The 23539-nt window shown below is 70.0% G+C and carries 23 protein-coding genes; 8 read left to right on the top strand and 15 right to left on the bottom strand.

Features of this window, described 5'->3' with window-relative positions:
* The first annotated feature begins 4 nt into the window (after positions 1–4).
* Complete coding sequence (locus NBY69_RS32695; RefSeq protein ID WP_250305570.1) at positions 5–1000, top strand: inorganic phosphate transporter; 996 nt, start codon at positions 5–7, stop codon at positions 998–1000.
* Positions 1001–1128: 128 nt separating this feature from the next.
* Here NBY69_RS32695 and pstB read toward each other — a convergent pair whose 3' ends face one another.
* The 13 genes from pstB to NBY69_RS32630 form a co-directional block, all read right to left on the bottom strand.
* Positions 1129–1905: a phosphate ABC transporter ATP-binding protein PstB gene (gene pstB, locus NBY69_RS32690; RefSeq protein ID WP_250305569.1), complete on the bottom strand. Its 777-nt coding sequence runs from the start codon at positions 1903–1905 to the stop codon at positions 1129–1131.
* A gap of 25 nt (positions 1906–1930) precedes the next feature.
* Positions 1931–3007, bottom strand: coding sequence for a phosphate ABC transporter permease PstA (gene pstA / locus NBY69_RS32685; RefSeq protein ID WP_250305568.1), 1077 nt, complete (start codon positions 3005–3007; stop codon positions 1931–1933).
* A complete protein-coding gene (pstC, locus tag NBY69_RS32680; RefSeq protein WP_250305567.1) occupies positions 3004–3999 on the bottom strand; it encodes a phosphate ABC transporter permease subunit PstC in 996 nt (331 codons plus the stop codon). Before pstC ends, pstA begins: the two co-directional genes overlap by 4 nt.
* A gap of 159 nt (positions 4000–4158) precedes the next feature.
* The gene (gene pstS / locus NBY69_RS32675; protein ID WP_250305566.1) at positions 4159–5295 is read right to left on the bottom strand and encodes a phosphate ABC transporter substrate-binding protein PstS; all 1137 of its coding nucleotides are present in this window, start codon (positions 5293–5295) and stop codon (positions 4159–4161) included.
* 432 nt (positions 5296–5727) lie between these two features.
* Positions 5728–6216, bottom strand: a complete 489-nt coding sequence (locus NBY69_RS32670; RefSeq protein ID WP_250305565.1) for an NUDIX hydrolase — start codon at positions 6214–6216, stop codon at positions 5728–5730.
* Complete coding sequence (locus tag NBY69_RS32665) at positions 6213–7208, bottom strand: CHAD domain-containing protein (RefSeq protein WP_374211364.1); 996 nt, start codon at positions 7206–7208, stop codon at positions 6213–6215. Before NBY69_RS32665 ends, NBY69_RS32670 begins: the two co-directional genes overlap by 4 nt.
* The gene (locus NBY69_RS32660) at positions 7208–9433 is read right to left on the bottom strand and encodes an RNA degradosome polyphosphate kinase (RefSeq protein ID WP_250305563.1); all 2226 of its coding nucleotides are present in this window, start codon (positions 9431–9433) and stop codon (positions 7208–7210) included. Before NBY69_RS32660 ends, NBY69_RS32665 begins: the two co-directional genes overlap by 1 nt.
* Before the next feature lie 215 nt (positions 9434–9648).
* Positions 9649–10431, bottom strand: a complete 783-nt coding sequence (locus NBY69_RS32655; RefSeq protein WP_250305562.1) for a hypothetical protein — start codon at positions 10429–10431, stop codon at positions 9649–9651.
* Complete coding sequence (locus tag NBY69_RS32650) at positions 10428–11390, bottom strand: ABC transporter permease (RefSeq protein WP_250305561.1); 963 nt, start codon at positions 11388–11390, stop codon at positions 10428–10430. The genes NBY69_RS32655 and NBY69_RS32650 overlap by 4 nt, the downstream gene beginning before the upstream one ends.
* Positions 11387–12280: an ABC transporter ATP-binding protein gene (locus NBY69_RS32645; RefSeq protein ID WP_250305560.1), complete on the bottom strand. Its 894-nt coding sequence runs from the start codon at positions 12278–12280 to the stop codon at positions 11387–11389. The genes NBY69_RS32650 and NBY69_RS32645 overlap by 4 nt, the downstream gene beginning before the upstream one ends.
* Positions 12277–12741: a GntR family transcriptional regulator gene (locus NBY69_RS32640; protein ID WP_250305559.1), complete on the bottom strand. Its 465-nt coding sequence runs from the start codon at positions 12739–12741 to the stop codon at positions 12277–12279. The genes NBY69_RS32645 and NBY69_RS32640 overlap by 4 nt, the downstream gene beginning before the upstream one ends.
* A 242-nt stretch (positions 12742–12983) precedes the next feature.
* On the bottom strand, positions 12984–13913 hold the full coding sequence (gene mshD, locus NBY69_RS32635) for a mycothiol synthase (RefSeq protein ID WP_250305558.1): 930 nt from the start codon (positions 13911–13913) through the stop codon (positions 12984–12986).
* Between the two features lie 153 nt (positions 13914–14066).
* The gene (locus NBY69_RS32630) at positions 14067–15389 is read right to left on the bottom strand and encodes an MFS transporter (protein ID WP_250305602.1); all 1323 of its coding nucleotides are present in this window, start codon (positions 15387–15389) and stop codon (positions 14067–14069) included.
* 117 nt (positions 15390–15506) lie between these two features.
* Between NBY69_RS32630 and NBY69_RS32625 the strand changes: the two genes are divergently transcribed.
* Positions 15507–16253: a helix-turn-helix domain-containing protein gene (locus tag NBY69_RS32625; RefSeq protein ID WP_250305557.1), complete on the top strand. Its 747-nt coding sequence runs from the start codon at positions 15507–15509 to the stop codon at positions 16251–16253.
* A 154-nt stretch (positions 16254–16407) separates the two neighbouring features.
* On the top strand, positions 16408–18288 hold the full coding sequence (locus NBY69_RS32620) for a bifunctional UDP-sugar hydrolase/5'-nucleotidase (protein ID WP_250305556.1): 1881 nt from the start codon (positions 16408–16410) through the stop codon (positions 18286–18288).
* Positions 18289–18392: 104 nt separating this feature from the next.
* Here the strand turns inward: NBY69_RS32620 and NBY69_RS32615 are convergent, their stop codons facing one another.
* Complete coding sequence (locus tag NBY69_RS32615; RefSeq protein WP_250305555.1) at positions 18393–18863, bottom strand: hypothetical protein; 471 nt, start codon at positions 18861–18863, stop codon at positions 18393–18395.
* A 163-nt stretch (positions 18864–19026) separates the two neighbouring features.
* Entirely contained in the window at positions 19027–19491 is a 465-nt protein-coding gene (locus NBY69_RS32610; RefSeq protein WP_250305554.1) for an ATP-binding protein, read from the bottom strand.
* 240 nt (positions 19492–19731) lie between these two features.
* Here NBY69_RS32610 and NBY69_RS32605 point away from each other — a divergent pair, with 240 nt between their 5' ends.
* The 5 genes from NBY69_RS32605 (at position 19732) to NBY69_RS32585 (ending at position 23387) form a co-directional block, all read left to right on the top strand.
* Positions 19732–20583, top strand: coding sequence for a DUF5753 domain-containing protein (locus NBY69_RS32605; protein ID WP_250305553.1), 852 nt, complete (start codon positions 19732–19734; stop codon positions 20581–20583).
* A 13-nt stretch (positions 20584–20596) separates the two neighbouring features.
* Positions 20597–20791, top strand: coding sequence for a DUF397 domain-containing protein (locus NBY69_RS32600; protein WP_250305552.1), 195 nt, complete (start codon positions 20597–20599; stop codon positions 20789–20791).
* A 312-nt stretch (positions 20792–21103) separates the two neighbouring features.
* On the top strand, positions 21104–21499 hold the full coding sequence (locus NBY69_RS32595; RefSeq protein ID WP_250305551.1) for a hypothetical protein: 396 nt from the start codon (positions 21104–21106) through the stop codon (positions 21497–21499).
* Positions 21500–21752: 253 nt separating this feature from the next.
* Positions 21753–22172 carry a nuclear transport factor 2 family protein gene (locus tag NBY69_RS32590; protein ID WP_250305601.1) on the top strand — a complete coding sequence of 140 codons (420 nt, stop codon included), beginning with the start codon at positions 21753–21755 and terminating at the stop codon, positions 22170–22172.
* A gap of 246 nt (positions 22173–22418) precedes the next feature.
* The gene (locus NBY69_RS32585; protein WP_250305550.1) at positions 22419–23387 is read left to right on the top strand and encodes a LysR family transcriptional regulator; all 969 of its coding nucleotides are present in this window, start codon (positions 22419–22421) and stop codon (positions 23385–23387) included.
* Positions 23388–23539 lie beyond the last annotated feature (152 nt).

The following is a 23539-nucleotide window of genomic DNA, read 5'->3' as shown; positions in this document are numbered from 1 at the left end:
CCTCGTGGACACCTTCACTCTGATCGTGACCATCGCTGTCGCGCTCGGGTTCACCTACACGAACGGCTTCCACGACTCCGCCAATGCCATCGCGACCTCGGTCTCCACCCGGGCCCTGACGCCCCGGGCGGCCCTGGCGATGGCCGCTGTGATGAACCTCGCTGGTGCCTTCCTGGGCAGTGGGGTCGCCAAGACCGTCAGCGAAGGGCTGATCGCCACGCCCGAGGGCCAGAAGGGGATGGGAATCCTCTTCGCCGCGCTCGTCGGCGCGATCGTCTGGAACCTCATCACCTGGTACTTCGGCCTGCCGTCCTCCTCCTCGCACGCGCTGTTCGGCGGTCTGGTCGGCGCGGCGCTGGCCGGCGGAACGATGGTGCACTGGGGCGGGGTGGTCGACAAGGTCGTCATCCCGATGTTCCTGTCGCCGGTCGTCGGTCTGGTCGTCGGCTATCTGGTGATGGTCGCGATCCTGTGGCTGTTCCGTAAGGCCAACCCGCACAAGGCGAAGCGCGGATTCCGGATCGCCCAGACGGTCTCCGCGGCGGGCATGGCGCTCGGCCACGGCCTCCAGGACGCGCAGAAGACCATGGGTGTCGTCATGATGGCCCTGGTCATCTCGGGGCACGAGACCTTCGAGGACGCCATCCCCGTCTGGGTCAAGCTGGTCTGCGCGCTGATGCTCTCGCTCGGCACGTACGCGGGCGGCTGGCGCATCATGCGGACCCTCGGCCGGAAGATCATCGAGCTGGACCCGCCGCAGGGCTTCGCCGCGGAGACCACCGGCGCCGCGATCATGTTCGGCTCGTCGTACCTCTTCCAGGCGCCGATCTCGACCACGCACGTCATCACCTCGGCGATCATGGGTGTGGGCGCCACCAAGCGCCCGCGCGCGGTGCGCTGGGGCGTGGCCAAGAACATCGTGCTCGGCTGGTTCATCACCATGCCGGCCGCGGCGGTGGTCGCGGCACTCAGCTACTGGGTCATCCTGCTGATCTTCTGACCGGCAGTACCCGTCCGACCGGCAGTACCCGTACGGCGTACGGCAAAGGGCCCGCCCCCGGAATCCACGGGGGCGGGCCCTTTCTGTCTTGCGGTGGCACCGCCATGCAGCACCGCAAGTCGTGTCGTCTATCCGAAGCGCCCCGAGATGTAGTCCTCGGTCGCCTGGACGGACGGGTTGGAGAAGATCCGCTCGGTCTCGTCGATCTCCACGAGCTTGCCGGGCTTGCCGACCGCCGAGAGGTTGAAGAAGGCCGTACGGTCCGAGACGCGCGCCGCCTGCTGCATGTTGTGCGTCACGATCACGATCGTGAAGCGTTCCTTCAGCTCGCCGATCAGGTCCTCGATGGCGAGGGTCGATATCGGGTCGAGCGCGGAGCACGGCTCGTCCATCAGCAGGACCTGCGGCTCGACCGCGATGGCGCGGGCGATGCAGAGCCGCTGCTGCTGGCCGCCGGAGAGACCGGAGCCCGGCTTGTTGAGGCGGTCCTTGACCTCGTTCCAGAGGTTGGCGCCCTTGAGCGACTTCTCGACGATGTCGTGCAGTTCGCTCTTCTTGTACGAGCCGTTGAGGCGCAGCCCGGCCGCGACGTTGTCGAAGATCGACATGGTCGGGAAGGGGTTCGGGCGCTGGAAGACCATGCCGACCGTACGGCGTACGGCGACCGGGTCGACGGCGGGACCGTACAGGTCCTCGTCGTCCAGCAGTACCTTGCCCTCGACCCGGCCTCCGGGCGTGACCTCGTGCATCCGGTTGAGGGTGCGCAGGAAGGTCGACTTGCCGCAGCCCGAGGGGCCGATGAAGGCGGTCACCGAGCGGGGTTCCACGGTCATCGAGATGTCCTCGATGGCCTTGTGGGAGCCGTAGTAGGCGGTCAGGCCGCTGATGTCGATTCGCTTGGCCATGGGAAATCAGCTTCTTCTCTCGGCCTCATCGGCCGGTCTTCGGGGCCTTCCAGCGGGCTATCCCGCGGGCGACGAGGTTCAGGATCATGACGAAGGCGATCAGCACCAGGGCCGCTGCCCAGGCACGGTCGATCGAGGGCGGCTCGCCGAGCTTGTACTGCTCGTAGATGTAGTACGGCAGCGAGGACTGCCCGTCCTTGAAGGGGTTCGTGTTGATCATCTGGCTGCCGAAGACCAGCAGCATGATCGGGGCGGTCTCTCCGGCGATGCGCGCGATGGCCAGCATCACCCCGGTGGTGATACCGCCGATCGCGGTCGGCAGGACGACCTTGAGGATCACGCGCCACTTCGGTACGCCGAGGGCCAGCGCGGCCTCGCGCAGCTCGTTCGGGACGAGCTTGAGCATCTCCTCGGTCGAGCGGACCACGACCGGCATCATCAGGATCGTCAGGGCGAGGGAGCCCATCAGGCCCGAGGGCTCGATCTTGGCCATCAGCATGATCGACAGGATGAACAGACCGGCGACGATGGACGGGATGCCGGTCATCACGTCGACGAAGAACGTCACGGCCTTGGCCAGCGGGCCCTTGCCGTACTCCACCAGGTAGACGGAGACCAGCAGCCCGATCGGCACGGCGATCACGGTGGCGATGCCGACCTGCTCCAGGGTGCCGATCAGCGCGTGGTAGACGCCGCCGCCCTGGTCGGAGGCGAGAACGCCGCCCATCGAGTGGGTCAGGAAGTTGAGGCTGAGGTCCTTCACACCGTGGCTGACGGTGGTCCACAGCAGGGAGAACAGCGGGATCACGGCCAGGATGAAGCAGACCCAGATGATGCTCGTGGCGAAGCGGTCCTTGGCCTGGCGCTTGTTCTCGACCACCGCGGTGGTGACGTAGGACAGCACGAGGAAGGCGACGACGGCGATCAGGCCCCACTGGACCTTGCTGCTGAGGTCCGCGGCGGCGCCGATGCCCGCGCCCAGCACGATCGCCACGGCGGCGAAGCCGACCGGTGCCCAGCGGGGAAGGCTGCGCCCGCTGAGGCTCGATGTGCTCACGGCGGGGTACCGCGCCTGCTCGGTCTCTACGGCTGTGTCGCTCATGCGTTGGCCCCCGAGTACTCCTTGCGGCGGGCGATGATCAGTCGGGCCGCGCCGTTCACCAGCAGGGTCAGGACGAAGAGGACCAGGCCGGAAGCGATCAGGGCGTCACGCCCGAGCGGGTTGGCCTCGTCGAACTTCGCCGCGATGTTCTGGGCGAAGGTGCCGCCGCCCGGGTTGAGCAGGTGCAGCGACATCAGGTAGTTCGGCGAGAGGACGATGGCGACGGCCATCGTCTCGCCGAGCGCACGGCCGAGGCCGAGCATCGAGGCGGAGATCACTCCGGAGCGTCCGAAGGGCAGGACGGACAGCCGGATGACCTCCCAGCGGGTGGCGCCCAGGGCGAGCGCGGCTTCCTCGTTCATCCTCGGGACCTGGAGGAAGACCTCCCGGCTGACGCTGGTCACGATCGGCAGGATCATGATCGCGAGCAGGATGCCGACGGTGAGCATGTTCCTGGCGGCGCCCGGCTGGGTCTGGTCGAAGATGTACGTCCAGCCGAAGTACTGGTCGAGCCAGACGTTGAGTCCGTCGAGGTACGGCACCAGGACGAGCGCGCCCCAGATGCCGTAGATGATGCTCGGCACGGCGGCCAGCAGGTCCACCACGTAGGCGAGGGACGTGGCCAGCTTGCGCGGCGCGTAGTGCGAGATGAACAGGGCGATACCGACGGCGACGGGGACCGCGATGATCATCGCGACGACCGAGCTGACGACGGTGCCGACGAGCAGGACGGCGATGCCGAAGACCGGCGGCGTCTGCGACGGCAGCCAGTCGAACGACGTGAAGAAGTTGGCCTGGTCCTTCGAGATGGCGATGGAGGCGCGGTAGGTGAGGAACCCCGCGATCGCTGCCATCACCACGAGGAGCAGGATTCCCGAGCCCCTGGTGAGGCCCATGAAGACCCGGTCGCCCATCCGGCCCGTGGAGGGACCCGACAGGCTGTGGACCGGTGTTTCCGGTGGGGGAGTGTCTATCTGTGTGGTGGTAGCCATCGTCTTTCCGGTCTGTGTGGGGGAGCTTCGGCTCCCCTGGCGGCGGTGCACCGGATGGAGGGGGACGGTGGCCGGCCCGGAGGAGTGCGCCGGGCCGACTGCCGTCGTGTGCGGTGTTGCTTTCGTGCGGTGTAGCTGTCGTGCGGTGGTGCGGTGGTGCTAGGAGAGCGAGGCGATCGCGGTGCGGACCTTGGCGTTGATCTCGGCCGGGATCGGGGCGTAACCAGCGGTCGAGAGCTGCTTCTGGCCCTCGTCGCTCGCGGTGTAGTTCAGGTAGGACTTGACCGTGCCGAGGGTGTCGGCCTTGTTGCCCTTGTCGCAGACGATCTCGTACGTCACCAGGACGATCGGGTAGGCGCCGTCGGCCTTGGTGTTGTAGTCGAGCTTGAGCGACAGGTCCGAGCCGGTGCCGACGATCTTCGCGGCGGCGATGGCCTTCGACGCGTTCTCGGAGGTGGCCTCCGCCGGGGTGCTGGCGCCGGTGTCGATCTTGACCGTGGAGATCTTCTGCGAGGTGGCGTACGAGAGCTCGAAGTAACCGATCGAGCCGTCGGTCGCCTTCACCTGCTGGGAGACACCGGCCGAACCGGTGGCCGCCTGGCCGCCCGGGGCGGGCCACGACTTGCCGATCTCGTACTTCCAGTCGTTGGGCGCCGTGGCGGTGAGGTACTTGCTCAGGTTCTCCGTGGTGCCGGAGTCCTCGGAGCGGTGGAGCGGCTGGATCGGCTTCGACGGCAGCTTCGCGTCGGGGTTGAGCTTCTTGATCGCCGGGTCGTCCCAGGTCTTGATCTTCGTGGAGAAGATCTTCGCGAGGGTGGGGCCGTCCAGGACCAGGTTGTCCACGCCCTCCAGGTGGTAACCGACCGCGATCGGGCCGCCGACCATCGGAAGGTCGATGCCCTGGCCGCCGGTGCAGATCTTCTTGGAGTCCGCGACCTCGGCGGGCTTCAGCGGGGAGTCCGAACCGGCGAAGCCGACGGTGCCCTGGTTGAAGGCCACGATGCCCTCGCCGGACGAGGACGACTTGTAGTTGATCTCGACGCCGGAACAGGCGGACATGTAGCCCTTGGCCCACAGGTCCATCGCGTTCTTCTGCGCGCTCGAACCGGAGGCGCGCAGCTGGCCCTTCGCGCCGTCGCACTTGACGTTCGACGCGGCGCTCGTCTTGGTGCCGGTGCCACCGGTCGAGTTGCTGTTGTTGTCCGAACCGCACGCCGTGAGGACCAGGGCGCCGGATACGGCGAGGGCGCCGAGCGCGGCGGCGCGAAGCCGGGTCTTGCGCTGCTGAAGCTTCACTTCGGGTGTTCCTTCCAGGAGCCGCCGGGTTTCGTCTCGTTGTACGGCGGCGTGCGAAGAGGTGACCGGTGCGGCGGGGTGCCGTGCACCGTGTAAGGCCGAAATTAGACAGAACAGGTGAAGTGACCGGCGGGTGTGAGTGAACGGAGAGTGAACCTCGGCGGACGACCGGGTGCGGGGTCGTACGGGTGACGGGGGCGCTACGCAGAGGTCGCGGACGGCGCCGCGCCTTCGTCCCGGGGCCCCTGCACCCGTGCCACCAGCCCTGTCCCCTCCCGCCGGTGCCCAGGCCCCCGTACTGCCGGCGTGATGCCGCGGGCCCGAGACCGTCAACACGGCGCCGTCAACACGAAGCCTTCGGCCTACCGCCGTCGGTCTACCGCTGTTGACCCACGGCTGTCGGCCCGGCACCGTCGGCCCGGCCTGCCGCCGTCAGCCCAGCCCCTCGGGCAGCGCGTCGATCAGCTCCCGGTCGCGTGGCCGGGTGAGCCGGTCGCGGGCGTCCGCCGGGGAGAGCCAGCTCACCCGGTCGACCTCGCTGTTCGGGACGAAGCCGCCGCCCGTCGCCTCGGCCGCCCAGTAGGTGACCTGTTTGGGGCGCCCGTTCACCGCGTACCGCACGGTCGCGAGCCGGGCACCGGGGGCGCAGTGGTGACCGGTCTCCTCCAGCACCTCGCGCCGGGCCGCGGACAGCAGGTCCTCGCCGCGCTTCAGCTTGCCCTTCGGGTGCGACCAGTCGTCGTACTTGGGCCGGTGCACGAGGCAGATCTCCAGCCCGCCGGCGCCGTCCCCGTGGGAGGCACCGCGCCGCCACAGCACGCACCCGGCCGCCAGGACCGTGTCGTCGGCGGCTCCGGAGCCCGCGGTGCCGTCGTCGGACGGCACGAGGCTGCCACCGCGCACCGGATCGCTCCTCGTCATGCTGTCGTCACCGCCGTGCGCTGCCAGGTCTGCTGGAAGCTGTACCGGGCGGCCTCGACCTCATGGCGCTGGTCGGCGTGCAGGACCCCCAGGGCGTACGCCGTCGCCGGCGCGATCCGGGGCGTGCGGGCCGCCGACGCCGCTGCCGCCGCGGCTTCGGCGGCCTCGCGGTGCAGGTCCAGCGCCTGCCCGGCGCCGTACAGCCGCAGGTCCGGGCCCGGTCGGCTGTCGCGGTCCGCGTACAGCGCCTCCTGGGCGTACCGGTGCAGCCGCAGCAGCAGTCTGACCTGGTGCCAGGGGGCGTCCTGGGAATCGCTCAGCCCCTCCGCGTTGTACGGGTGCGCCGCCAGGTGCAGTGGCAGCGCGGCGACCGCGTCCGCCAGCTTGCGGCCCGCCGAGTCCGCGGCGGGCGGCAGGGCGTCGTCGGCGCGGACGGCCGCCGTCGGGGCGAACGGCACCTCCGACGCCAGCAGCGCCACCGCGTCCGCGACCGCGTGGAAGCGGGACGAGCCCAGTGCCTGGAGCGCCGCGGAGTGGGCGCGGGTCCTGGCCAGCGTCAACTGCCGCTCCAGGAGCGCCCCGGCCCGCGCGGCCCCCACGGCCATGGTCGGATGGGGCGCCTCCGCGCGCGGGGCGGGCAGCGCGGCCGGGCCGTCCGAGAGCCGGCCGAGCGCGTCGAGCAGCCGGGCCAGCCGGGCCGCGTACGCGTGCTCACGGGCCAGCGCGCCGGACAACCAGGCCAGTTCGGACCGCAGTTGATCGGCCCAGACCGGGTCGAGCAGCGTACGGAAGGTGTGCAGGGTGCCGCCGATGCGGCGGGCCGAGCGGCGCAGGGTGCGGGCGGCCTCCTCGTCCCCGTCCGCGTAGGTGCGCAGGCTGCGCAGGAACTCCGCGGCCTGGTCGTGCAGATAGCAGGAGAGCAGTTCGCCCGCCGTGGCTGTCGGGTCAGGGCGTGGCACGGCGGAGCCTCCGGGGAACGTCACGCGGAACATCAAGGGGTCGCACGGCGGCGCCTCCGGGCGTCGATGAGCATCTCCTGCACATGGCGCAGCGGCCGGCCTTCGGCGTCGGTCGCGCGGCGCGTCCAGTTGCCGTCGGCGCCCAGGTGCCAGGAGGACGTGGTGTCGGACATGCCGGTCTCCAGGAGCCGGCTGAGTGCCGCGCGGTGGGCCGGGTCGGTGACGCGGACCAGGGCCTCGATGCGGCGGTCGAGATTGCGGTGCATCATGTCGGCGCTGCCCAGCCAGACTTCGGGCTCGCCGCCGTTGCCGAAGGCGAAGACCCGTGAGTGTTCCAGGAAGCGCCCCAGTATCGAGCGGACCCGGACGTTCTCGGAGAGCCCGGTGACGCCGGGGCGTATCGCGCAGATGCCGCGCACCCAGATGTCGACGGGCACCCCGGCCTGCGCGGCCCGGTAGCAGGCGTCGATGACCGCTTCGTCGACCATCGAGTTGACCTTGATGCGTACGTAGGCGGGGCGGCCCGCACGCCGGTGCGTGACCTCCTTGTCGATCCGCGTGATCAGCCCGTCGCGCAGCGACTTGGGGGCGACCAGCAGCCGCCGGTACGTCTCGCGCCGGGAGTAGCCCGACAGCCGGTTGAAGAGGTCGGAGAGGTCGGCGCCGACCTGCGGGTCGGCGGTGAGGAGGCCGAGGTCCTCGTAGAGCCTGGCCGTCTTGGGGTGGTAGTTCCCGGTCCCCACGTGGGAGTAGCGGCGCAGGGTGTCGCCCTCCTGCCGGACGACGAGCGACAGCTTGCAGTGCGTCTTCAGCCCGACCAGGCCGTAGACGACATGGCAGCCCGCCTCTTCCAGCTTCCGGGCCCACTTGATGTTGGCCTGCTCGTCGAACCGGGCCTTGATCTCGACCAGGACGAGCACCTGCTTGCCGGACTCGGCGGCGTCGATCAGCGCGTCGACTATCGGTGAGTCGCCCGAAGTCCGGTACAGCGTCTGCTTGATGGCGAGGACGTCGGGGTCGCCGGCGGCCTGTTCCAGGAAGGCCTGGACGGAGGTGGAGAACGAGTCGTACGGGTGGTGCAGCAGTACGTCCCGTTCGCGCAGCGCCGCGAAGATGTCGGGCGCCGACGCCGACTCGACCTCGGCGAGGTCGCGGTGGGTGCCCGCGATGAACGGCGGGTACTTCAGCTCGGGCCGGTCCAGTGACGCGATGCCGAAGAGTCCGGTGAGGTCGAGGGGGCCGGGCAGCGGATAGACCTCCGCCTCGGAGACCTTCAGCTCGCGGACCAGCAGATCGAGTATGTAGGGGTCGATGGACTCCTCGACCTCCAGCCGGACGGGCGGGCCGAAACGCCGCCGCATGAGCTCCTTCTCCAGGGCCTTGAGGAGGTTCTCCGCGTCGTCCTCCTCGACCTCCAGGTCCTCGTTCCTGGTGACCCGGAACATGTGGTGCGCGAGCACCTCCATGCCGGGGAAGAGCTCCTCCAGGTGCGCCGCGATGATGTCCTCGACGGGCACGTACCGCTGCGGCGACGCCTCCAGGAACCGGGTGAGCAGCGGCGGCACCTTGACCCGGGCGAAGTGGCGGTGACCGCTGACCGGGTTGCGGACGACCACGGCGAGGTTGAGCGAGAGCCCCGAGATGTACGGGAACGGGTGCGCGGGGTCGACGGCCAGCGGGGTCAGTACCGGGAAGATCCGCTGACGGAAGAAGGTGAAGAGCCTGGCCTGTTCCTTGTCGGTCAGGTCGTCCCAGCGGATCAGGTGGATGCTCTCGTCGGCGAGGGCGGGCGCGACGTCCTGCTGGAAGCAGGCGGCGTGCCTGGCCATGAGCTCACGGGATCTGGTCCAGATCTGTTCCAGCACTTCGCGGGGCTGGAGACCCGATGCGGACCGGGCGGCGACACCGGTCGCGATGCGGCGCTTGAGCCCGGCCACCCGGACCATGAAGAACTCGTCCAGGTTGCTCGCGAAGATGGCGAGGAAATTAGCCCGTTCGAGGAGCGGGGTCGTCGGATCCTCGGCGAGCTCCAGCACCCGTTCGTTGAAGGCGAGCCAGCTCTGCTCCCGGTCGAGGAAGCGGCCCGAGGGCAGCTCGGTGCTGTCGCCGTCCGCGTCGTACGTGTCGACATCGGCGTCGACGCCCGAATCCAGGTCCGGACCGGCCGTCGCGACGGTGTGCGGGCGGTGCGCCGCGATCGAACCGACGGAGGGCTGGAGGTGCTGGACCGGGACCTCTGCACTGGGCTGCTGGCTCATGTGTCCATTGTTCCGCGCAGGAGGGTCGGCGGGCGCGGTGGCGGGTTGCATTCCGTGAGGGTCGCAAGCGCGTCTGAATGACGGGTAACGGGGACATGACGTCCGGGATGCGGGGCCGGGACCGCCGGGGGCCGCCCCCTCGGGTGGTTCCGGAGCCCCCCGGCCCCGGAACCACCCGGACGCCGGAGAGCCCGGCGCCGGGGTGCCTGCCGGGTTCAGCCGTGCTTGCGGCGGAGGACCTGGAAGGCGGCGGCGGTCACGAGGGCGGCTATGGCCAGCACGATGCCCGTTTCCATGAGCTGGAGGGGCCAGAAGTGGGACGACGCGGGATGCTCCGTGCCGCTCGGGTTCGGGCCGGGCCACAGCAGCCCCCGCACCCGCGCCCCGACGACGAGGAACCCCGCGGCGATGGCCAGGGTCACAGCCATCGCCGCCACCTCGCGCCGGAGCAGCAGCCCGACGAGCGCGCCGACGGCCAGCGCGAGGAGTGTGTACGCCACGGTGACGGGCCCCAGCGTGGGGAAGACAGCTCCGTCGTACCAGGTGAACGCGTCGGTCTCCTCGGCGATCACCCGGGCCCGGCCGATGCGGTAGCAGCCGATGAGCACGGCCGATCCCGCGGTGAGCGCCGAGGCGGGCACGACGAACTGCGCCACCAGCCAGCGAACCGGTGTCACGGACTGGGTCCACAGCAGCTGGTACGAGCCGCGCTCCAGGGTCCGGCCGACCGCCGGGCCCGCCATGAACGCCCCGGCGGCCATCGGCAGGAGCAGCAGCGCACCGCCCACCACGGCGACGACGGTGGTCAGCCATGGCGGCGCCTGCGCGTCGGCGGGCGGTGTGCCGGTCCCGCCGGTACGTGGCAGGTCACCGGCCCCGGTGCGCAGTGCGATGACGGTGCCCGTCGCGACGATCAGGAAGATGAGGAAGGACCATCCGGTACCGCGATGCTCCCGGGCCGTCACCCAGGCCGGCCCGCGCAGGCTCAGCGCGCTCATGCCGTCGTCCTCTTCACGATGCGCAGTACGAGGGCCGCCGCGATGACGGCCAGGGCCAGCAGGATGCCCGTTTCCACCAGTTGGAGCTGCCAGAAGTGCGACGCGGGCTGGGAGGTTCGGTAGTAGCCGACGATGTGATGGGCCGTCAGGCACGCCTTGTCGTCCACACACATCGGGTCGCTCACCTGTGCACCGCTCGACGTCAGCGCGCCGTCGCCGAGCACCATTCCGTCGTACGGCGGGTAGCCGTCGGCGAGGCTTCCTGTGACGGTGCGGGTCGTCCAGAAGTTGCCACGGAAGTTGGCGGGCACGTACAGCAGGACCCCGAGGGTGAACATGCCGCTCACCATGGCGGAGACCGTGCGGCGGACGAGCAGGCCGATCAGGGCGCCGACGGGGACGGCCAGCACGGTGGCGGCGATGCCGACCGGGCCGATCGCGGTGTAGACGTCGATGTCGTACCACTCCATGCCTGGTCCACCGTGGCCCGGACCGGTGGACCAGGCCCAGCGGTAGGCGCCGATCAGGACCGTCGACCCCGCCAGGGCCATGGCGGCCGGTACGGCGAGCTTCACCGCGAACCAGCGGACGGGGGAGACGGACTGCGTCCACAGCATCCGGTAGGTGCCGGACTCCATTTCGCGTCCGACCACCGGTCCCGCGACGAACGCGGCGACCAGGAACGGCAGCAGGGCGATGACCGCGCTGCCCTTCGCCATCAGCTGGCTGTAGGTCCATTCGCTGCTCGCGATGAACCAGGTGTTGTCGGAGCAGGTGCCGTCCGACAGCCGGATCGGGCAGCCGCTGCCGGCGAACTCGTCGGCGAGATGGGTGGACCACAGCCGCACGGCGACCAGCAGCGCCACCGCCAGTACGGTGAGTCCGAGCGCCCACCACAGGGTCCTGCGGTGCGTCCGAACCGCGACCCAGGCCGGGCCGCTCGGGGCGAGCGCGCTCATGCCGTCACCGCCGTACGGTTCTCCGCGCTCGGGGTGAGCAGAAGAGGCGCGTCCGGTGACCGCAGGTGCGCGAGCAGCAGCTCCTCCAGGGAGGGTTCCATGCTCTGCCAGTCGCCCGCGACCGGTCCGTCCCGCCGTACCAGCGCGGTCATCTGACGGCCCGTGGTCCGCGATTCGATGACCGTGTGCGGGGCCAGCTCGGCCACCGGTCCGCTCAGCAGCGTATGGGCGGACAGCAGGTCGTCGGTCTCGCCGCCCAGCCGGATCCGGCCGCCCTCGACCAGCAGCAAGTAGTCGCAGGCGCCTTCCAGTTCGGCGAGGACGTGCGAGGACATCACGATCGTCGTGCCGTGTTCGGCGGCCTCGGACATCAGGGTGCCCATCAGCTCGTGCCGGGCGAGCGGGTCCAGGTCGGCCATCGGTTCGTCGAGCAGCATCAGCTCGGGCCGCTTGCCCAGGGCGAGCGCGAGGGCGACCCGGGTGCGCTGGCCGCCGGAGAGCGTACGCACGGTGGCGCCCCCGTCCAGCTTGCCGCCCGCCACGATCCGCTCGGCGGTCGCCGTGTCCCAGCGGGCCGGGTTCAGCTCGCGCCCCAGCCGCAGCGTGTCGGCGACGGTCAACTGCCCGATCAGCGGCTTGTCCTGGGCGACGTACGCGATCCGCTCACGCGCGGCGCCGGGCGTGTGGCCGAGCACCTGAACGGCGCCCTCGGTGGGCCGGAGCAGCCCCGCCGCGTGGGCGAGGAGGGTCGACTTGCCCGCGCCGTTGGGCCCGACGAGCGCACAGACACGGCCTGCGGGCAGCCGGAAGGAGCAGTTCCGCAGCGCCCAGCCGCGCCGCCTGCCGTACGTCTTGCCGAGGCCTGTGGCCTCGATCGCGGTGCCGGTCATTTCTGTGCGTCCCCCTTGGAGCGGTCATCTGCTCTGGTGCCGGTGCTGTCGTCGGTGGCTGTGGCTGTGGCTGTGGTGGTGGTGGCGTCGAAGCAGTCGTCGAGTACGGATGCGCAGAGCGCCGCCGCGTCGTCCTTCTCCAGCCCGGCCGCACGGGCTCGGGCCGCCCACGCGGTGAGTTCGGCCCGCAGAGCCGGGTCGTCCGGGGTGGTCCTGCCGAGGGACTTGCGGACGAAGGTGCCCATCCCCCGCCGGGCCTCGACCAGGCCTTCGCGCTCCAGCTCCCGGTAGGCCTTGAGGACGGTGTTGGGATTGATGGCGGTGGCCTCGACGACGGCGCGTGCGGTCGGCAGCTGGTCGCCGGGGACCAACAGGCCCAGGCGCAGGGCCTGTTTGGTCTGCTGGACGATCTGGAGGTACGTCGAGACGCCACTGCGGCGGTCGATGCGGAACTCGATCACTCACCCCCCTTTCACTAATTGAGTAGTGAAAGCTTGGTGCAAGGCGGCGGCTGCTGTCAACCGCACACGGAAACGCCCTCCCCCGAGTGCGCCAAGGCAGGGGGAGGGCGTGGGGAGGGCGTTTCCGTGCGCGGTGAACCAGCGGCGTGCGGTGAGCCATTCGGTCCTCGACGCGCACGCCCGGGTCACTCGCCCCGTGACGCGCGCCCCGGGTTACTTGCTCCGGCGACGTGCGCCCACGGTCACGACTCCGACCGGTACATCAGATCCACCTCGTGCGTCACGAACCCCAACCGCTCGTACACCGCGAGAGCAGCCGGGTTGTCGGCGTCGACGTACAGCATCGCCGTCGGCAGCCCCTCCGACGCGAGATGGTGCAGCCCGGTCGCGGTGAGTGCCTTGCCCAGGCCGCCGCCCTGCGCGTCGGGGCGGATGCCGACCACGTACACCTCGCCCAGCTGCTCGTCGGTGTGCACCTTGGTCCAGTGGAAGCCGACGACCTCGCCGTCCTCCTCCCGTACCGCGAGGAAGAACCCCTTCGGGTCGAACCAGGACTCGGCCTTGCGGTCGTCCAGGTCGCGTTGGGTCATGGCGCCCTGTTCGGGGTGGTGGGCGAAGGCGGCGGCGTTCACGGCGAGCCAGGCGGCATCGTCCTGACCGGGGACGAAAGTACGGACGGTCACCCCGTCCGGGTACACCGGCTCGGGAATGTCCAGCGGCACCAACGGCCGCCGCAGCTGCCGAAGTTCACGGAACTTGGCCAGCCCGAGGACCTGCGCCAGATGGCGGGCGGCGGAGTGCCCCCCGTGCGCCCACACCCGCAGGCGCCGCCCGGAGGCCGCCATCAGTGCGGAACCGAGCGCGCGCCCGTTCCCCTGTCCACGGTGCGAGGGGTGCACGACCAGCTCGGCGGCGGGCGCCTCGACCGGGTCGGTGGCCTCCAGCTGGGCGTACCCGGTGAGGGTGCCGTCGACGGTGACGAGGAAGTGCTGCACCCCCTCCCGCCGCCCGCCCCGCAGCTGAAGCCGCCCCTGCTCGGAGACGGCCTGCTGTCCATCGGTACGGGCGGCCTCGGCGAGCAGCGCGCGAACGGCCTGCTCCTGATCGGCGGTGAGCGTGTCGAGGGTCTGGATCTGCCGGCCGGAGGCGGGAACTGCGGGCGCATTCGTCATGAGGACGAGCGTACGGGGACGGGCGCGAGGGGACGGGTGTACGGGGACGGGCGTCCGGGGACTTGCGGCGGGCCGGTTCCCACGAGGGCGGACCCAGGGGCGAGCGAACTCAAGGGCGTTCGGACTCGGGGTGACGCGTTCGTGGAGCCGTGCTCAGGGGCGGATCGTCGGGTCCACGGCGGGTTCCGGCTGCGCGGAGGCCGACGGCCCGCCGGTAGCCGCTCCGGGCCCTCCTGGTCCTGCGGGCCCTGTGGGCCCTTCGAGTCCTGTGGGCCCTTCGAGTCCTGTGGGCCCTTCGAGTCCTGTGGGCCCTTCGAGTCCCGTGGGCCCTTCGAGCCCCGTGGGCCCTTCGAGCCCCGCCGGCTCCTTGAGCGTGAACAGGAGCAGCGAGCCGAGCGCGGGCAGCGCGATCAGCGGTGCGAGAGCGGTCTGCAGGGAGGTGGCGTCGGCGACGGCGCCGATGACCGGGCTGGCGACGCCGCCGACGCTGACGGCCAGGCCCAGGGTGACGCCGCTGGCGGTGCCCACGCGCCGGGGCAGGTAGTCCTGACCGAGGGTGATGTGCAGGGAGAAGGGCACATACAGTCCGGCCGAGGTGAGGGCGACGCACACATAGAGGAGCGGGCCGGGAACGAGGACCACACCGGCCACGGCGAGGACGGTCAGCGCGTAGGACCACTGGACGACCGGGACACGGCCGTGGCGGGTGGCCAGTTTCCCCCCGGCCACGGTGCCCACCGCGCCACCGAGGTAGAGCACGAACAGCGCGGCCGTACCGGCGACTTCGCCGCCTCCGGTGCGCTGGCGCACGTACAGCGAAATGAACGCGCTGAGCCCGACGAAGACGATCGAGCGGCACACGATGGCCCCCGACAGTTTCAGGAAGGACCCCCAGTCGTCCCGGCCGGTGGCCCGGTCCGCGTGCGTGGACACCGTCGCCGGGGCCGAGGCCTTGACGCCCCGCAGCGCGGCCACGCACAGCGCCGCACCGGCGAGGGCGGGCACGATCAGCAGGGGCGAGGCGTGCAGACCGCCGGTGGCCATGACGCCCCAGACCAGCAGGGGCGCTGCGGCGAAGCCGAGGTTGCCGCCGAGGGAGAACCAGCCCATCGCGGTGTGGCTGCCACGGCTGACGCCCCGTGCCACGCGGGCGGCTTCCGGGTGGTAGGCGGCGATTCCGATGCCGGACACCGCGACGACCACCAGGGTCAGGGGGTACGAGCCGCTGACCCCGGCGAGGGCGACCCCGGCACCGCCCACCAGCGTGCTCACCGGCAGCAGCCACGGCATGGCCCACTTGTCGGTGAGGGCCCCGAACAGCGGCTGGACCACCGAGGACAGCAGGGACGCGGCCAGCACGATGCCGGACGCGGCGGCGTAGGAGTAGGCGCGTTCGGAGACGAAGAACGGCACCAGGGCCGCCACCGCGCCCTGGTAGATGTCCACGCAGGCGTGCCCCAGGGAGAGCAGGGTGATGGGCCCGGGGCGTGCGGTCCGGTCGGCGGTCCGGTTCACGGTCTGGTTCGTTTTGGTCGACACCGTGCCATCGTCGCCAGGGCACGTCCTGGCGCGCTTCCATTAAGGTGCCAACCTATGCCGGAAATCCGCCACACTCCCGAAGCGACCACCTGCACCCGGACGCTGGCTCCCGGCGAGAGCATCGACGCACACCGGCACGACGAGCACCAGATCATCTACGCGGGCTCCGGTGTCCTGGCCGTCACCACCGACGCCGGTACCTGGTTCGCTCCCGGTACCCGGGCCATCTGGGTCCCCGCCGGATGTGTGCACGCCCACCGTGCCTACGGCCACCTCGCCCTGCACCTGCTCGGCCTGCCCCCCGACACCAATCCCCTGGGCCTCGGCGCCCCCACGGTCCTCGCCGTCGGCCCGCTGCTGCGCGAACTGATCCTCGCCTTCACCAGGGACCCCCACGACGACACCCCCGAGCGGCTGCGCCTGCGCGCGGTCCTCCTCGACCAACTGCGGGCCTCACCGCAGGAACCCGTCCAGTTGCCCGCCCCCACCGACCCCCGGCTCGTGGCCGTCTGCGACCTCCTGCACGACAATCCCGCGGACCCTCGCACCCTGGCCGCCCTGGCCACCACGGCGGGAGCGGGCGAACGCACCCTCAGCCGCCTCTTCCGCCAGGAACTGGGCATGACCTTCCCTCAGTGGCGCACCCAGCTGCGTCTCTACTACGCCCTGCGCATGCTGGCCGACGACGTGCCGGTGACCTCGGTCGCCCGCCACTGCGGCTGGTCCTCCACCAGCGCTTTCATCGACGTCTTCCGCCGCGCCTTCGGCTACACCCCGGGCACCCACAACCGCCGCCCCTGACCGGTTCCGTACCGGTGCGGTGGCGGCTCGGATCCCCGCAAGGACCCGAACGGAAACCAGCTCGTAACCCGGTTCCCCCTGTCGCGCTACGCGCGTTGACCCTAGGCTGCCGCTCGCACCCCTCACCCTTCACACAGAACTCACAAGGGGACGAATGTCAGCCACACCTCACAGAACCCGCGGCACCCGGCGCATCCTCGCCGCCGCTGCCGGGCTCGCCACCGTCGGTGCGCTCGTCGCCGCGATGCCCGCCGCGGCGCAGGACCACGGTCACGGTCCGGGGCACGGGCCGGGGCACGGCCACCACGGGCAGCACGAGCCCAAGCCCGACCCCACGGTCGACGTGCAGTTGCTGTCCTTCAACGACCTGCACGGAAACCTGGAGCCGCCCGCCGGTTCCTCGGGCACGGTCAACGAGACGCAGCCCGACGGGACCGTGAAGGCGATCCCGGCCGGTGGCGCGGAGTATCTGGCGAGTTCGCTGCGGACCGCCCGCAAGGGTCACCCGTACTCGATCACCGCGGCGGGCGGCGACATGATCGGCGCCAGCCCGATGCTGTCCGGGCTCTTCCACGACGAGCCGACCATCGAGGCGCTCAACGACATCAAGCTCGATGTCACCTCCGTCGGCAACCACGAGTTCGACGAGGGCGCGACCGAGCTGGCCCGGATGCAGAACGGCGGCTGCCACCCCACCGACGGCTGCTTCGAGAAGGGCAAGAAGTTCAAGGGCGCGGACTTCCCCTACCTCGCTGCCAACGTGACGAGTGAGAAGACCGGCAAGCCGATCCTCAAGCCGTACACGGTCTGGAAGAAGAACGGCGTCAAGATCGGCTTCATCGGGGTGACGCTGGAGGGCACGCCGAACATCGTCACCGCGAACGGCGTCAAGGGGCTCAAGTTCCACGACGAGATCGAGACGATCAACAAGTACGCCAAGGAACTCGACCGCCAGGGCGTCAAGTCGATCGTGGCGCTGATCCACGAGGGCGGCATGCCCGCCAGCAGTTCGTACAACTACGACTGTGACTCGCCCGGCGCGGGCGACGGCATCTCCGGCCCGATCGTCGACATCGCCAAGGGCATCTCGCCGAAGGTGGACGCGCTGGTCACCGGCCACACCCACCAGGCGTACGTGTGCAGCATCCCGGACCCGGCGGGGAACCCCCGCATGGTGACCTCGGCGGCGTCCTTCGGGCGGCTGTACACGGACAGTACGCTGACGTACGACCTCAGGACGAACGACATCGTGCGCACCGCGGTCAAGGCGGGCAAGCCCGGTAAGCCGGGACAGGCCCCGACGGCCGTCAACCACATCGTCAGCCGCGACCAGCCCAAGGCGAAGGACATCACCTCGCTGATCTCCCGCTGGAACGCGCTGGCCGCGCCGATCGCCGACAAGCCGCAGGGCTTCATCTCGGCGGACATCAACGGCCGCGGCGACACCTCGCCCGAGACCCCGCTCGGCGACCTGATCGCCGACGCGCAGCTCGCGGGCCTCGCCCCGGCCGACAAGGGCGGCGCGCAGCTGGCCTTCATGAACCCGGGCGGCATCCGCTCCGACCTCGTCTACAAGGCGAGCGGCAGTGAGGGCGACGGGGTGGTGACGTACGGCGAGGCGTTCACCGTGCAGCCGTTCACCAACATGATGAACGTCGTCGACCTGACCGGCGCGCAGCTCATCACCGCGCTCCAGCAGCAGGTCAGCGGCGCCAACGAGCAGTCACCGAAGATCCTCCAGGTGTCGAAGGGCCTCACCTACACCCTCGACCTGACGAAGACCGGTGCCGACCGCGTCGTCGCGAACACCGTCGCGCTCAACGGCACGGCGATCGACCCGGCCGCGACCTACCGCGTCGCGATGAACGAGTTCCTCGCGGGCGGCGGCGACGGCTTCGCGGCGCTCGGCCAGGGCACGAACAAGCTGGTCGGCGCGTCCGACCTGGATGTCTTCAACGCCTACCTGGCGGCGAACTCCTCGGCGTCCGCGCCGATCGCGCCGTCGGCGACGGACCGGATCACGATCGTCAAGTAGCAGACAGCCACGGTGCACCGGGGTGGCGGGCCGAACGGCCCGCCACCCCTTTCCCGCCCCGCGCGGTGTCAGGAGCACGTCGCGCAGGACCGGGAACGGCTCAACTAGTCACCGGTGTTGGTGGCCCAGACCGGCTGACGGGCGCTGTTGTAGACGACGACGTTGCCGTCGTCCTGAATGGCGAGGTAGGCGCCCTTGTGCCAGGTGCCGGCCGCCCACACGGGCTGGTTGGCGGAGTTGTAGACGACGAAGTTGCCGTCCTCCTGGAACACCGCGCAGTTGCCGTGCGACCAGGTGCCGGGAGCCTGCCAGGCGGCGCGGCCGTCCTTGTAGAGAACGAAGTTGCCGTCCTCCTGCATGCGGAGCACGGCCCGGCCGTTGCCCGAGGTCCACGCCTGGTTCTTGCAGATGGTGGCGCGCGGCCGAATGATGGTGTCGCTGGCGGGACGCGCGGTGCTGACCCGGGCGGTCCCGGCCTGGCTCGCGGTGAGAGCCGGGGCCGCGAACGCGCTTCCCGCGCCGAGAACGAGCGTTGCCGATACGGCCGCGAGACACACAGAAGTACGGAATTTCACGCGCTTGCTCCTTGGCTGACGGGTCACCGTGTAGGTAACCCTCCGTAGGCATAGGTATACAGAGTGATTGCGCTCCGCAGGGATCAGCCCAGCGCTTCCACTCCAACGAGCTACGGAGTCCCGCTGCGTTGCCAAGGGACCGCACTCGACCTGTATGCGCAGGTCAGGCGGCCGTACCGACCTCATCGGCCCCTTCGGCCCCGGCCCGCGCGAGCGTGAACCAGACGGCCTTACGGTCCGGGGCGCAGCCGCCCAGCAGGGTCCACCCCCAGGCGAACGCCAGCCGGTCGAGCAGCATCAGGCCCCGCCCGCACTCCAACTCGTCGCCGGTACCCGAGGGTGTGAACACCGGAAGGAACCAAGGTGCGTTGTCCGCCACGGAGACCGTGACCTGCTTGCGGTTGACGGTCGCGCAGAGCTGGATCCGGGGCGTGCGGGTGTGGCGGTGGGCGTTGGTCACCACCTCCGTGACGCAGAGCCGGGCGTCGTCGACGAGCCCGCGATGACAGCTGACGGTGAGCAGCGACGCCACGAAGTCCCTTGCGATGCAAGGGGCGTTGGCGGTACTGGGCAGAGCGATGCGGTAGAACTCGCCGCCCTGTGGGGGGCGTGGTGCGGCGGGGGTCATGTCGTTCTCCCTACGCGATTCGATCCGAAACGGGTGCGCCGCTCGTTGTCCGTGGCGATGGCCGGATCGACGCGCCGGTCTCAAGGCGCGCTGAAATGGCTGCACTTCGGGCTCTGCTGACGGCAGTACCGACGTTAGTGCATTGGGCTAATTAGTGTGACCCTGTCGGCTCATTCACTCAACGAGGTGGACTGCCGAATGGGCACGGGTCACACTGGGATCCGACAAAAGGAGAGGTCGATGCCATCGAGGAAGGCGCCCACCGCGCGCCAGCGTCGTCTGGGTACTGAGTTGCGGAAGATGCGCGAGCACGCCGGATTGTCGCTCGCTCAGGCCGCAGCGCTGCTCAGCACGGACCGCACCGCGATCAGCAACACCGAATCAGGCCGGTTCGGCGTCAGCAGCGACCGGGTGCGGACCTGGGCCGGTCACTATGAGTGCCCTGACGCGGCGTACATCGATGCTCTCGCCGGCATGGCGGCAGAGCGCATAAGCGGCTGGTGGGAGGACTACCGCAGTGACTTCTCCAGCGGTGCGCTCGATCTGGCCGAGCTGGAGCACCACGCTGTCGGTATCCGCTCGGTGCAGATTATGTTCATGCCCGGCCTGCTCCAGAACGAGGACTACGCCCGTGCTGTGTTCGGGGAAGTTGTGCCACCGCCGAGCCCGGCACGCCAGCGGCGGTTGCTGTCGCATCGGCTGAAGCGTCGAGATGTGCTCGACCGCGAAGATCCGCCCGCCTGTACGTTCCTCATCCATGAGGCTGCCCTGCGGATGACGTACGGCGGACCGAACGTGGCCCGTGGTCAACTGACCCATCTGCTAAAGGAGTCGGACCGGGACAACATCACCATTCGGGTGATCCCCTTCGCGGCGGGCGGTGTCCCCGAGACCGGCGGTTCGACACAATACGTCTACGGCTCCGTCCCGCAGCTCGACACCGTGCAGATGGACACCGCGACCGGGCCTGCTTTTCTGGATGCCGAGACTCGTCTCGTGAACTATCGAGCAGTGCTCGACCGGACCGAGGAGCGGTCGCTCGATCCAGAGAGTTCCCGGGACTTCATCCGAAGAATCGCACAACAAGTATGAAGGCGTGAGAACCATGGAAATTCAGTGGCGCAAGTCCTCGAAGTCATCGGGTCCGGAGGGGAACAACTGCCTCGAACTCGCCGAGCAGGGAGGCGAGATCCTGATGCGCGAGAGCGACAACCCTGGCGTGGTCATCCACACGACCCGGGCCAAGCTGCGCGCCTTCCTCGGGGGCGCGAAGGAGGGCGAGTTCGACGACCTGGCCTGATACGGCCCAGCTCCCGCTTCGGGCGGTCTCCACCGGCGCAGGTGGGGGCCGCCCGTCTCGTTGCGTAACACTCATCCGGGCGAAAGGTCTCACTCGTTAGACGTCAAACGCTTGATACGGGATGGGCTCAAAAGCTAACTTCGCAGTGCGTCGCCACGGGCTGATTCCTCGGCAGGCCCACGCCCGAAGGTGCGCAACTCCTCTTCAATTTGCGCCAGTTGAGGAGCGAGAAAGGGGCTGCCCCTTGCCCGCTGCTCGTCACGCCGGCCGCGGGCAAGGGGTAGTCCGGACGCTGCGTCAGGAGGTCCCGTCGTGCGCGACTCCGTATCCACAGCCCCTGTAACCGCAACCGCATCCGTAACGCCCGCCTTCTGGTGCGAGCGGGTCACCTACCGGACCATGGAGGCCGACAAGATCGCCGAGGCGTCGCGCCGCTCCGTCACCGAACCGGCCGAAGCGATCCGCCGCATCCGTGCGGACGTACGCGAACTGGCGCACACCCTGCCGCCCATGGAGCGGCACCGCGCGCTGAGTTGGGTCGACGGGGGCGGCTGCGTCGGCGCGATCGCCGCACTGCACCGCGGCGAGCCCTGCGGCTTCTCGCTCAGCCATCGGGGGGCGTGGACCGAGTGGACCGTACGCCCGTACCTGGCCTTTCGCGTACGCGGCGAGGCGCTTCTCCCCGTGCTGCCTCACTCGTTCGGTTGATCAACCAGGCTCTGCCTGGCGTGGCCATCCCGGTTGCTGCCAATATCCGACGGGGCAGGCAAAGGCGTCATATCGGGCGCGTTGCTTGCGGGAGGAAATCTGGTGGTCACCACGGACTGGCAGAAGGCCCGGGGAGTGCAAGCCCTTCTTCCTGCTCCCGCGCTGCCAGCAATGGGCCGTCCCGGCTCACGTCACCAGGACGCGAGCCCGGCATCGAGGGGGAGTCACGTCGACAGTCACCGACACACGCACGCTGGTGGAGGAACTGCTGGGCAGGATCGGCGAGGGCGACCCCGCGCGCGTCGCCGAACTGTACGCCGCGCGGGTCGACTGGAAGCTCGACTGGCCGGAGACGGAGCACGGCCGGACCGCCACACCGTGGATCCGTCACCGGTCCACCCGGGACGACGTGGCCGCCCACTACCGTGAACTCGCCGAGCAGCACGTGCCCGAGGAGGTGGGGACGGAGATCGAGCGCATCCTCGTCGACGGGAACGACGCGGTCGTGCTCGGCGAGATCCGCCTGACCGCCCGGTCGACCATACGTGCGTACCGCGCGCGGTTCGCCCTCCACCTCACGGTCGAGAACGGCCTGGTCACGCGGCACCACGTCTACGAGGACAGCCTTGCCGTCGCCGGTGCATTCGAGGCACGAAGAGGCATGGAACTGTGAACGGAGCCCCGGACCGCAACTGCCCAGGGCTCCGCGGTGTTCGGGACGCCGTTCGCCACGAGTGCGGTCGTCGCCCCTGTCACAGCGCACTCGCGGATGCGAATCGCGCTTCCCCCGTCACTGACCGGGACCGGTTTTCCCCTGAAGTCCTCCCAGCGAGTGACTCCCTGATGCTGGCACCCGTGGGAGGGGGAGACCAGGGGAAGGCCGGGCGTGAAATGGCGCCGGATCGATAGCCTTTCCTCCATGGAACCCGCGAACGGCACGTCCGAACCGCACGCCATGCCTGCCGCCAGTCGCCCGGAGCCGACAACGCATCAGCTGCGTCTGTTCCTGGTGCTGGCCGAGGAACTGCACTTCGGACGGGCCGCAGCGCGGTCGTTCGTGACCCAGCCGTCCTTCAGCCAGCAGATCCGCACCCTGGAGACCCGGCTCGGTGTCGCGTTGCTCGACCGCACCAGCCGTACGGTACGGCTCACCGACACCGGCGCCGCGCTGATACCGGACGCCAGGGCGGTGATCGCGGCGCTGGACCGGATCCGCCGGACCGCCGACGCGCACTCCCGGGAGCTTCGCGGGCACCTGACCATCGGCACCATCGGCGCCGAGGCGGCCATGCCGTACACCCAGGCGATCCTCACCGAACTGCGCGCCCAACACCCGCACCTCACCTTCGAGATACACAGCGTCGACTTCACCGAGCAGATCGAGGGCCTCGCGCGCGGGGACATCGATGTCGCCTTTCTGCGGCCCCCGCTGCCCCCGGGTTTCAGGACCCTGCACCTGGCCACCGAGCCCCGGATGGCATGCCTGCCCGCCGGTGATCCGCTGGCAGGCGAGCCGCAGATCTGCCTCGCGCAGCTGTCCGGCCGAACCGTCGTCGACGTCCCGGCCGGCGCCCCGCGGCTGTGGTGGGACGACTGGGTCGTCAACCCCCGCCCGGACGGCGCCTCCGTACGCTTCGGGCCGGTGGCCCCGGACATCGAATCGATGCTCCTCACGGTCGCCCGGGGCGAGGCCATCACCTTCCTCCCCACCGCGGCCCAGCACCTCTACCCCCGTCCCGGCGTCGCCTATGTCTCCGTCGCCGACCTCCCCCCGTCGGTCTCCGCCCTGGTCTGGCTCCCGCGGAACCACCACCCGGCGCTGACAGCCCTGCTGACCGCGGCACGAACGGTCCTGCGACGGAGCGCCCCGCCGACGGGAACTTCGTGAGAAGGCCCCCATTTCTTGGCGTTGTTCACCGGATCATCCGCGCTTCCGACAGACGCCCCGGACGCGGTCCTCGGTAACAACGCCGACGGCTCCGACTCTCTAGTGGGAACAGCTACCCAGTCGGCCCGGCCCTGGTACATCTGAGTTGAATG

Origin of the sequence: Streptomyces sp. A 4/2 (genome assembly GCF_940670765.1) — a bacterium.
In the GTDB taxonomy this organism is placed as follows: domain Bacteria; phylum Actinomycetota; class Actinomycetes; order Streptomycetales; family Streptomycetaceae; genus Streptomyces.
This window is presented reverse-complemented; position numbering and strand designations above follow the sequence as displayed.

What these genes read in the sequence shown, in the direction of transcription:
- NBY69_RS32600 (WP_250305552.1), top strand. Translation starts at nt 20,597, where the DNA reads ATGGAAATTCAGTGGCGCAAGTCCTCGAAGTCATCGGGTCCGGAGGGG.
- NBY69_RS32670 (WP_250305565.1), bottom strand. Translation starts at nt 6,216, where the DNA reads ATGACGAGGAGCGATCCGGTGCGCGGTGGCAGCCTCGTGCCGTCCGAC.
- NBY69_RS32625 (WP_250305557.1), top strand. Translation starts at nt 15,507, where the DNA reads ATGCCGGAAATCCGCCACACTCCCGAAGCGACCACCTGCACCCGGACG.
- pstA (WP_250305568.1), bottom strand. Translation starts at nt 3,007, where the DNA reads ATGAGCGACACAGCCGTAGAGACCGAGCAGGCGCGGTACCCCGCCGTG.
- NBY69_RS32650 (WP_250305561.1), bottom strand. Translation starts at nt 11,390, where the DNA reads ATGAGCGCGCTCGCCCCGAGCGGCCCGGCCTGGGTCGCGGTTCGGACG.
- NBY69_RS32610 (WP_250305554.1), bottom strand. Translation starts at nt 19,491, where the DNA reads ATGACCCCCGCCGCACCACGCCCCCCACAGGGCGGCGAGTTCTACCGC.
- pstC (WP_250305567.1), bottom strand. Translation starts at nt 3,999, where the DNA reads ATGGCTACCACCACACAGATAGACACTCCCCCACCGGAAACACCGGTC.
- NBY69_RS32605 (WP_250305553.1), top strand. Translation starts at nt 19,732, where the DNA reads ATGCCATCGAGGAAGGCGCCCACCGCGCGCCAGCGTCGTCTGGGTACT.
- NBY69_RS32620 (WP_250305556.1), top strand. Translation starts at nt 16,408, where the DNA reads ATGTCAGCCACACCTCACAGAACCCGCGGCACCCGGCGCATCCTCGCC.
- NBY69_RS32655 (WP_250305562.1), bottom strand. Translation starts at nt 10,431, where the DNA reads ATGAGCGCGCTGAGCCTGCGCGGGCCGGCCTGGGTGACGGCCCGGGAG.
- NBY69_RS32585 (WP_250305550.1), top strand. Translation starts at nt 22,419, where the DNA reads ATGGAACCCGCGAACGGCACGTCCGAACCGCACGCCATGCCTGCCGCC.
- pstB (WP_250305569.1), bottom strand. Translation starts at nt 1,905, where the DNA reads ATGGCCAAGCGAATCGACATCAGCGGCCTGACCGCCTACTACGGCTCC.
- NBY69_RS32645 (WP_250305560.1), bottom strand. Translation starts at nt 12,280, where the DNA reads ATGACCGGCACCGCGATCGAGGCCACAGGCCTCGGCAAGACGTACGGC.
- NBY69_RS32665 (WP_374211364.1), bottom strand. Translation starts at nt 7,208, where the DNA reads ATGTTCCGCGTGACGTTCCCCGGAGGCTCCGCCGTGCCACGCCCTGAC.
- NBY69_RS32660 (WP_250305563.1), bottom strand. Translation starts at nt 9,433, where the DNA reads ATGAGCCAGCAGCCCAGTGCAGAGGTCCCGGTCCAGCACCTCCAGCCC.
- mshD (WP_250305558.1), bottom strand. Translation starts at nt 13,913, where the DNA reads ATGACGAATGCGCCCGCAGTTCCCGCCTCCGGCCGGCAGATCCAGACC.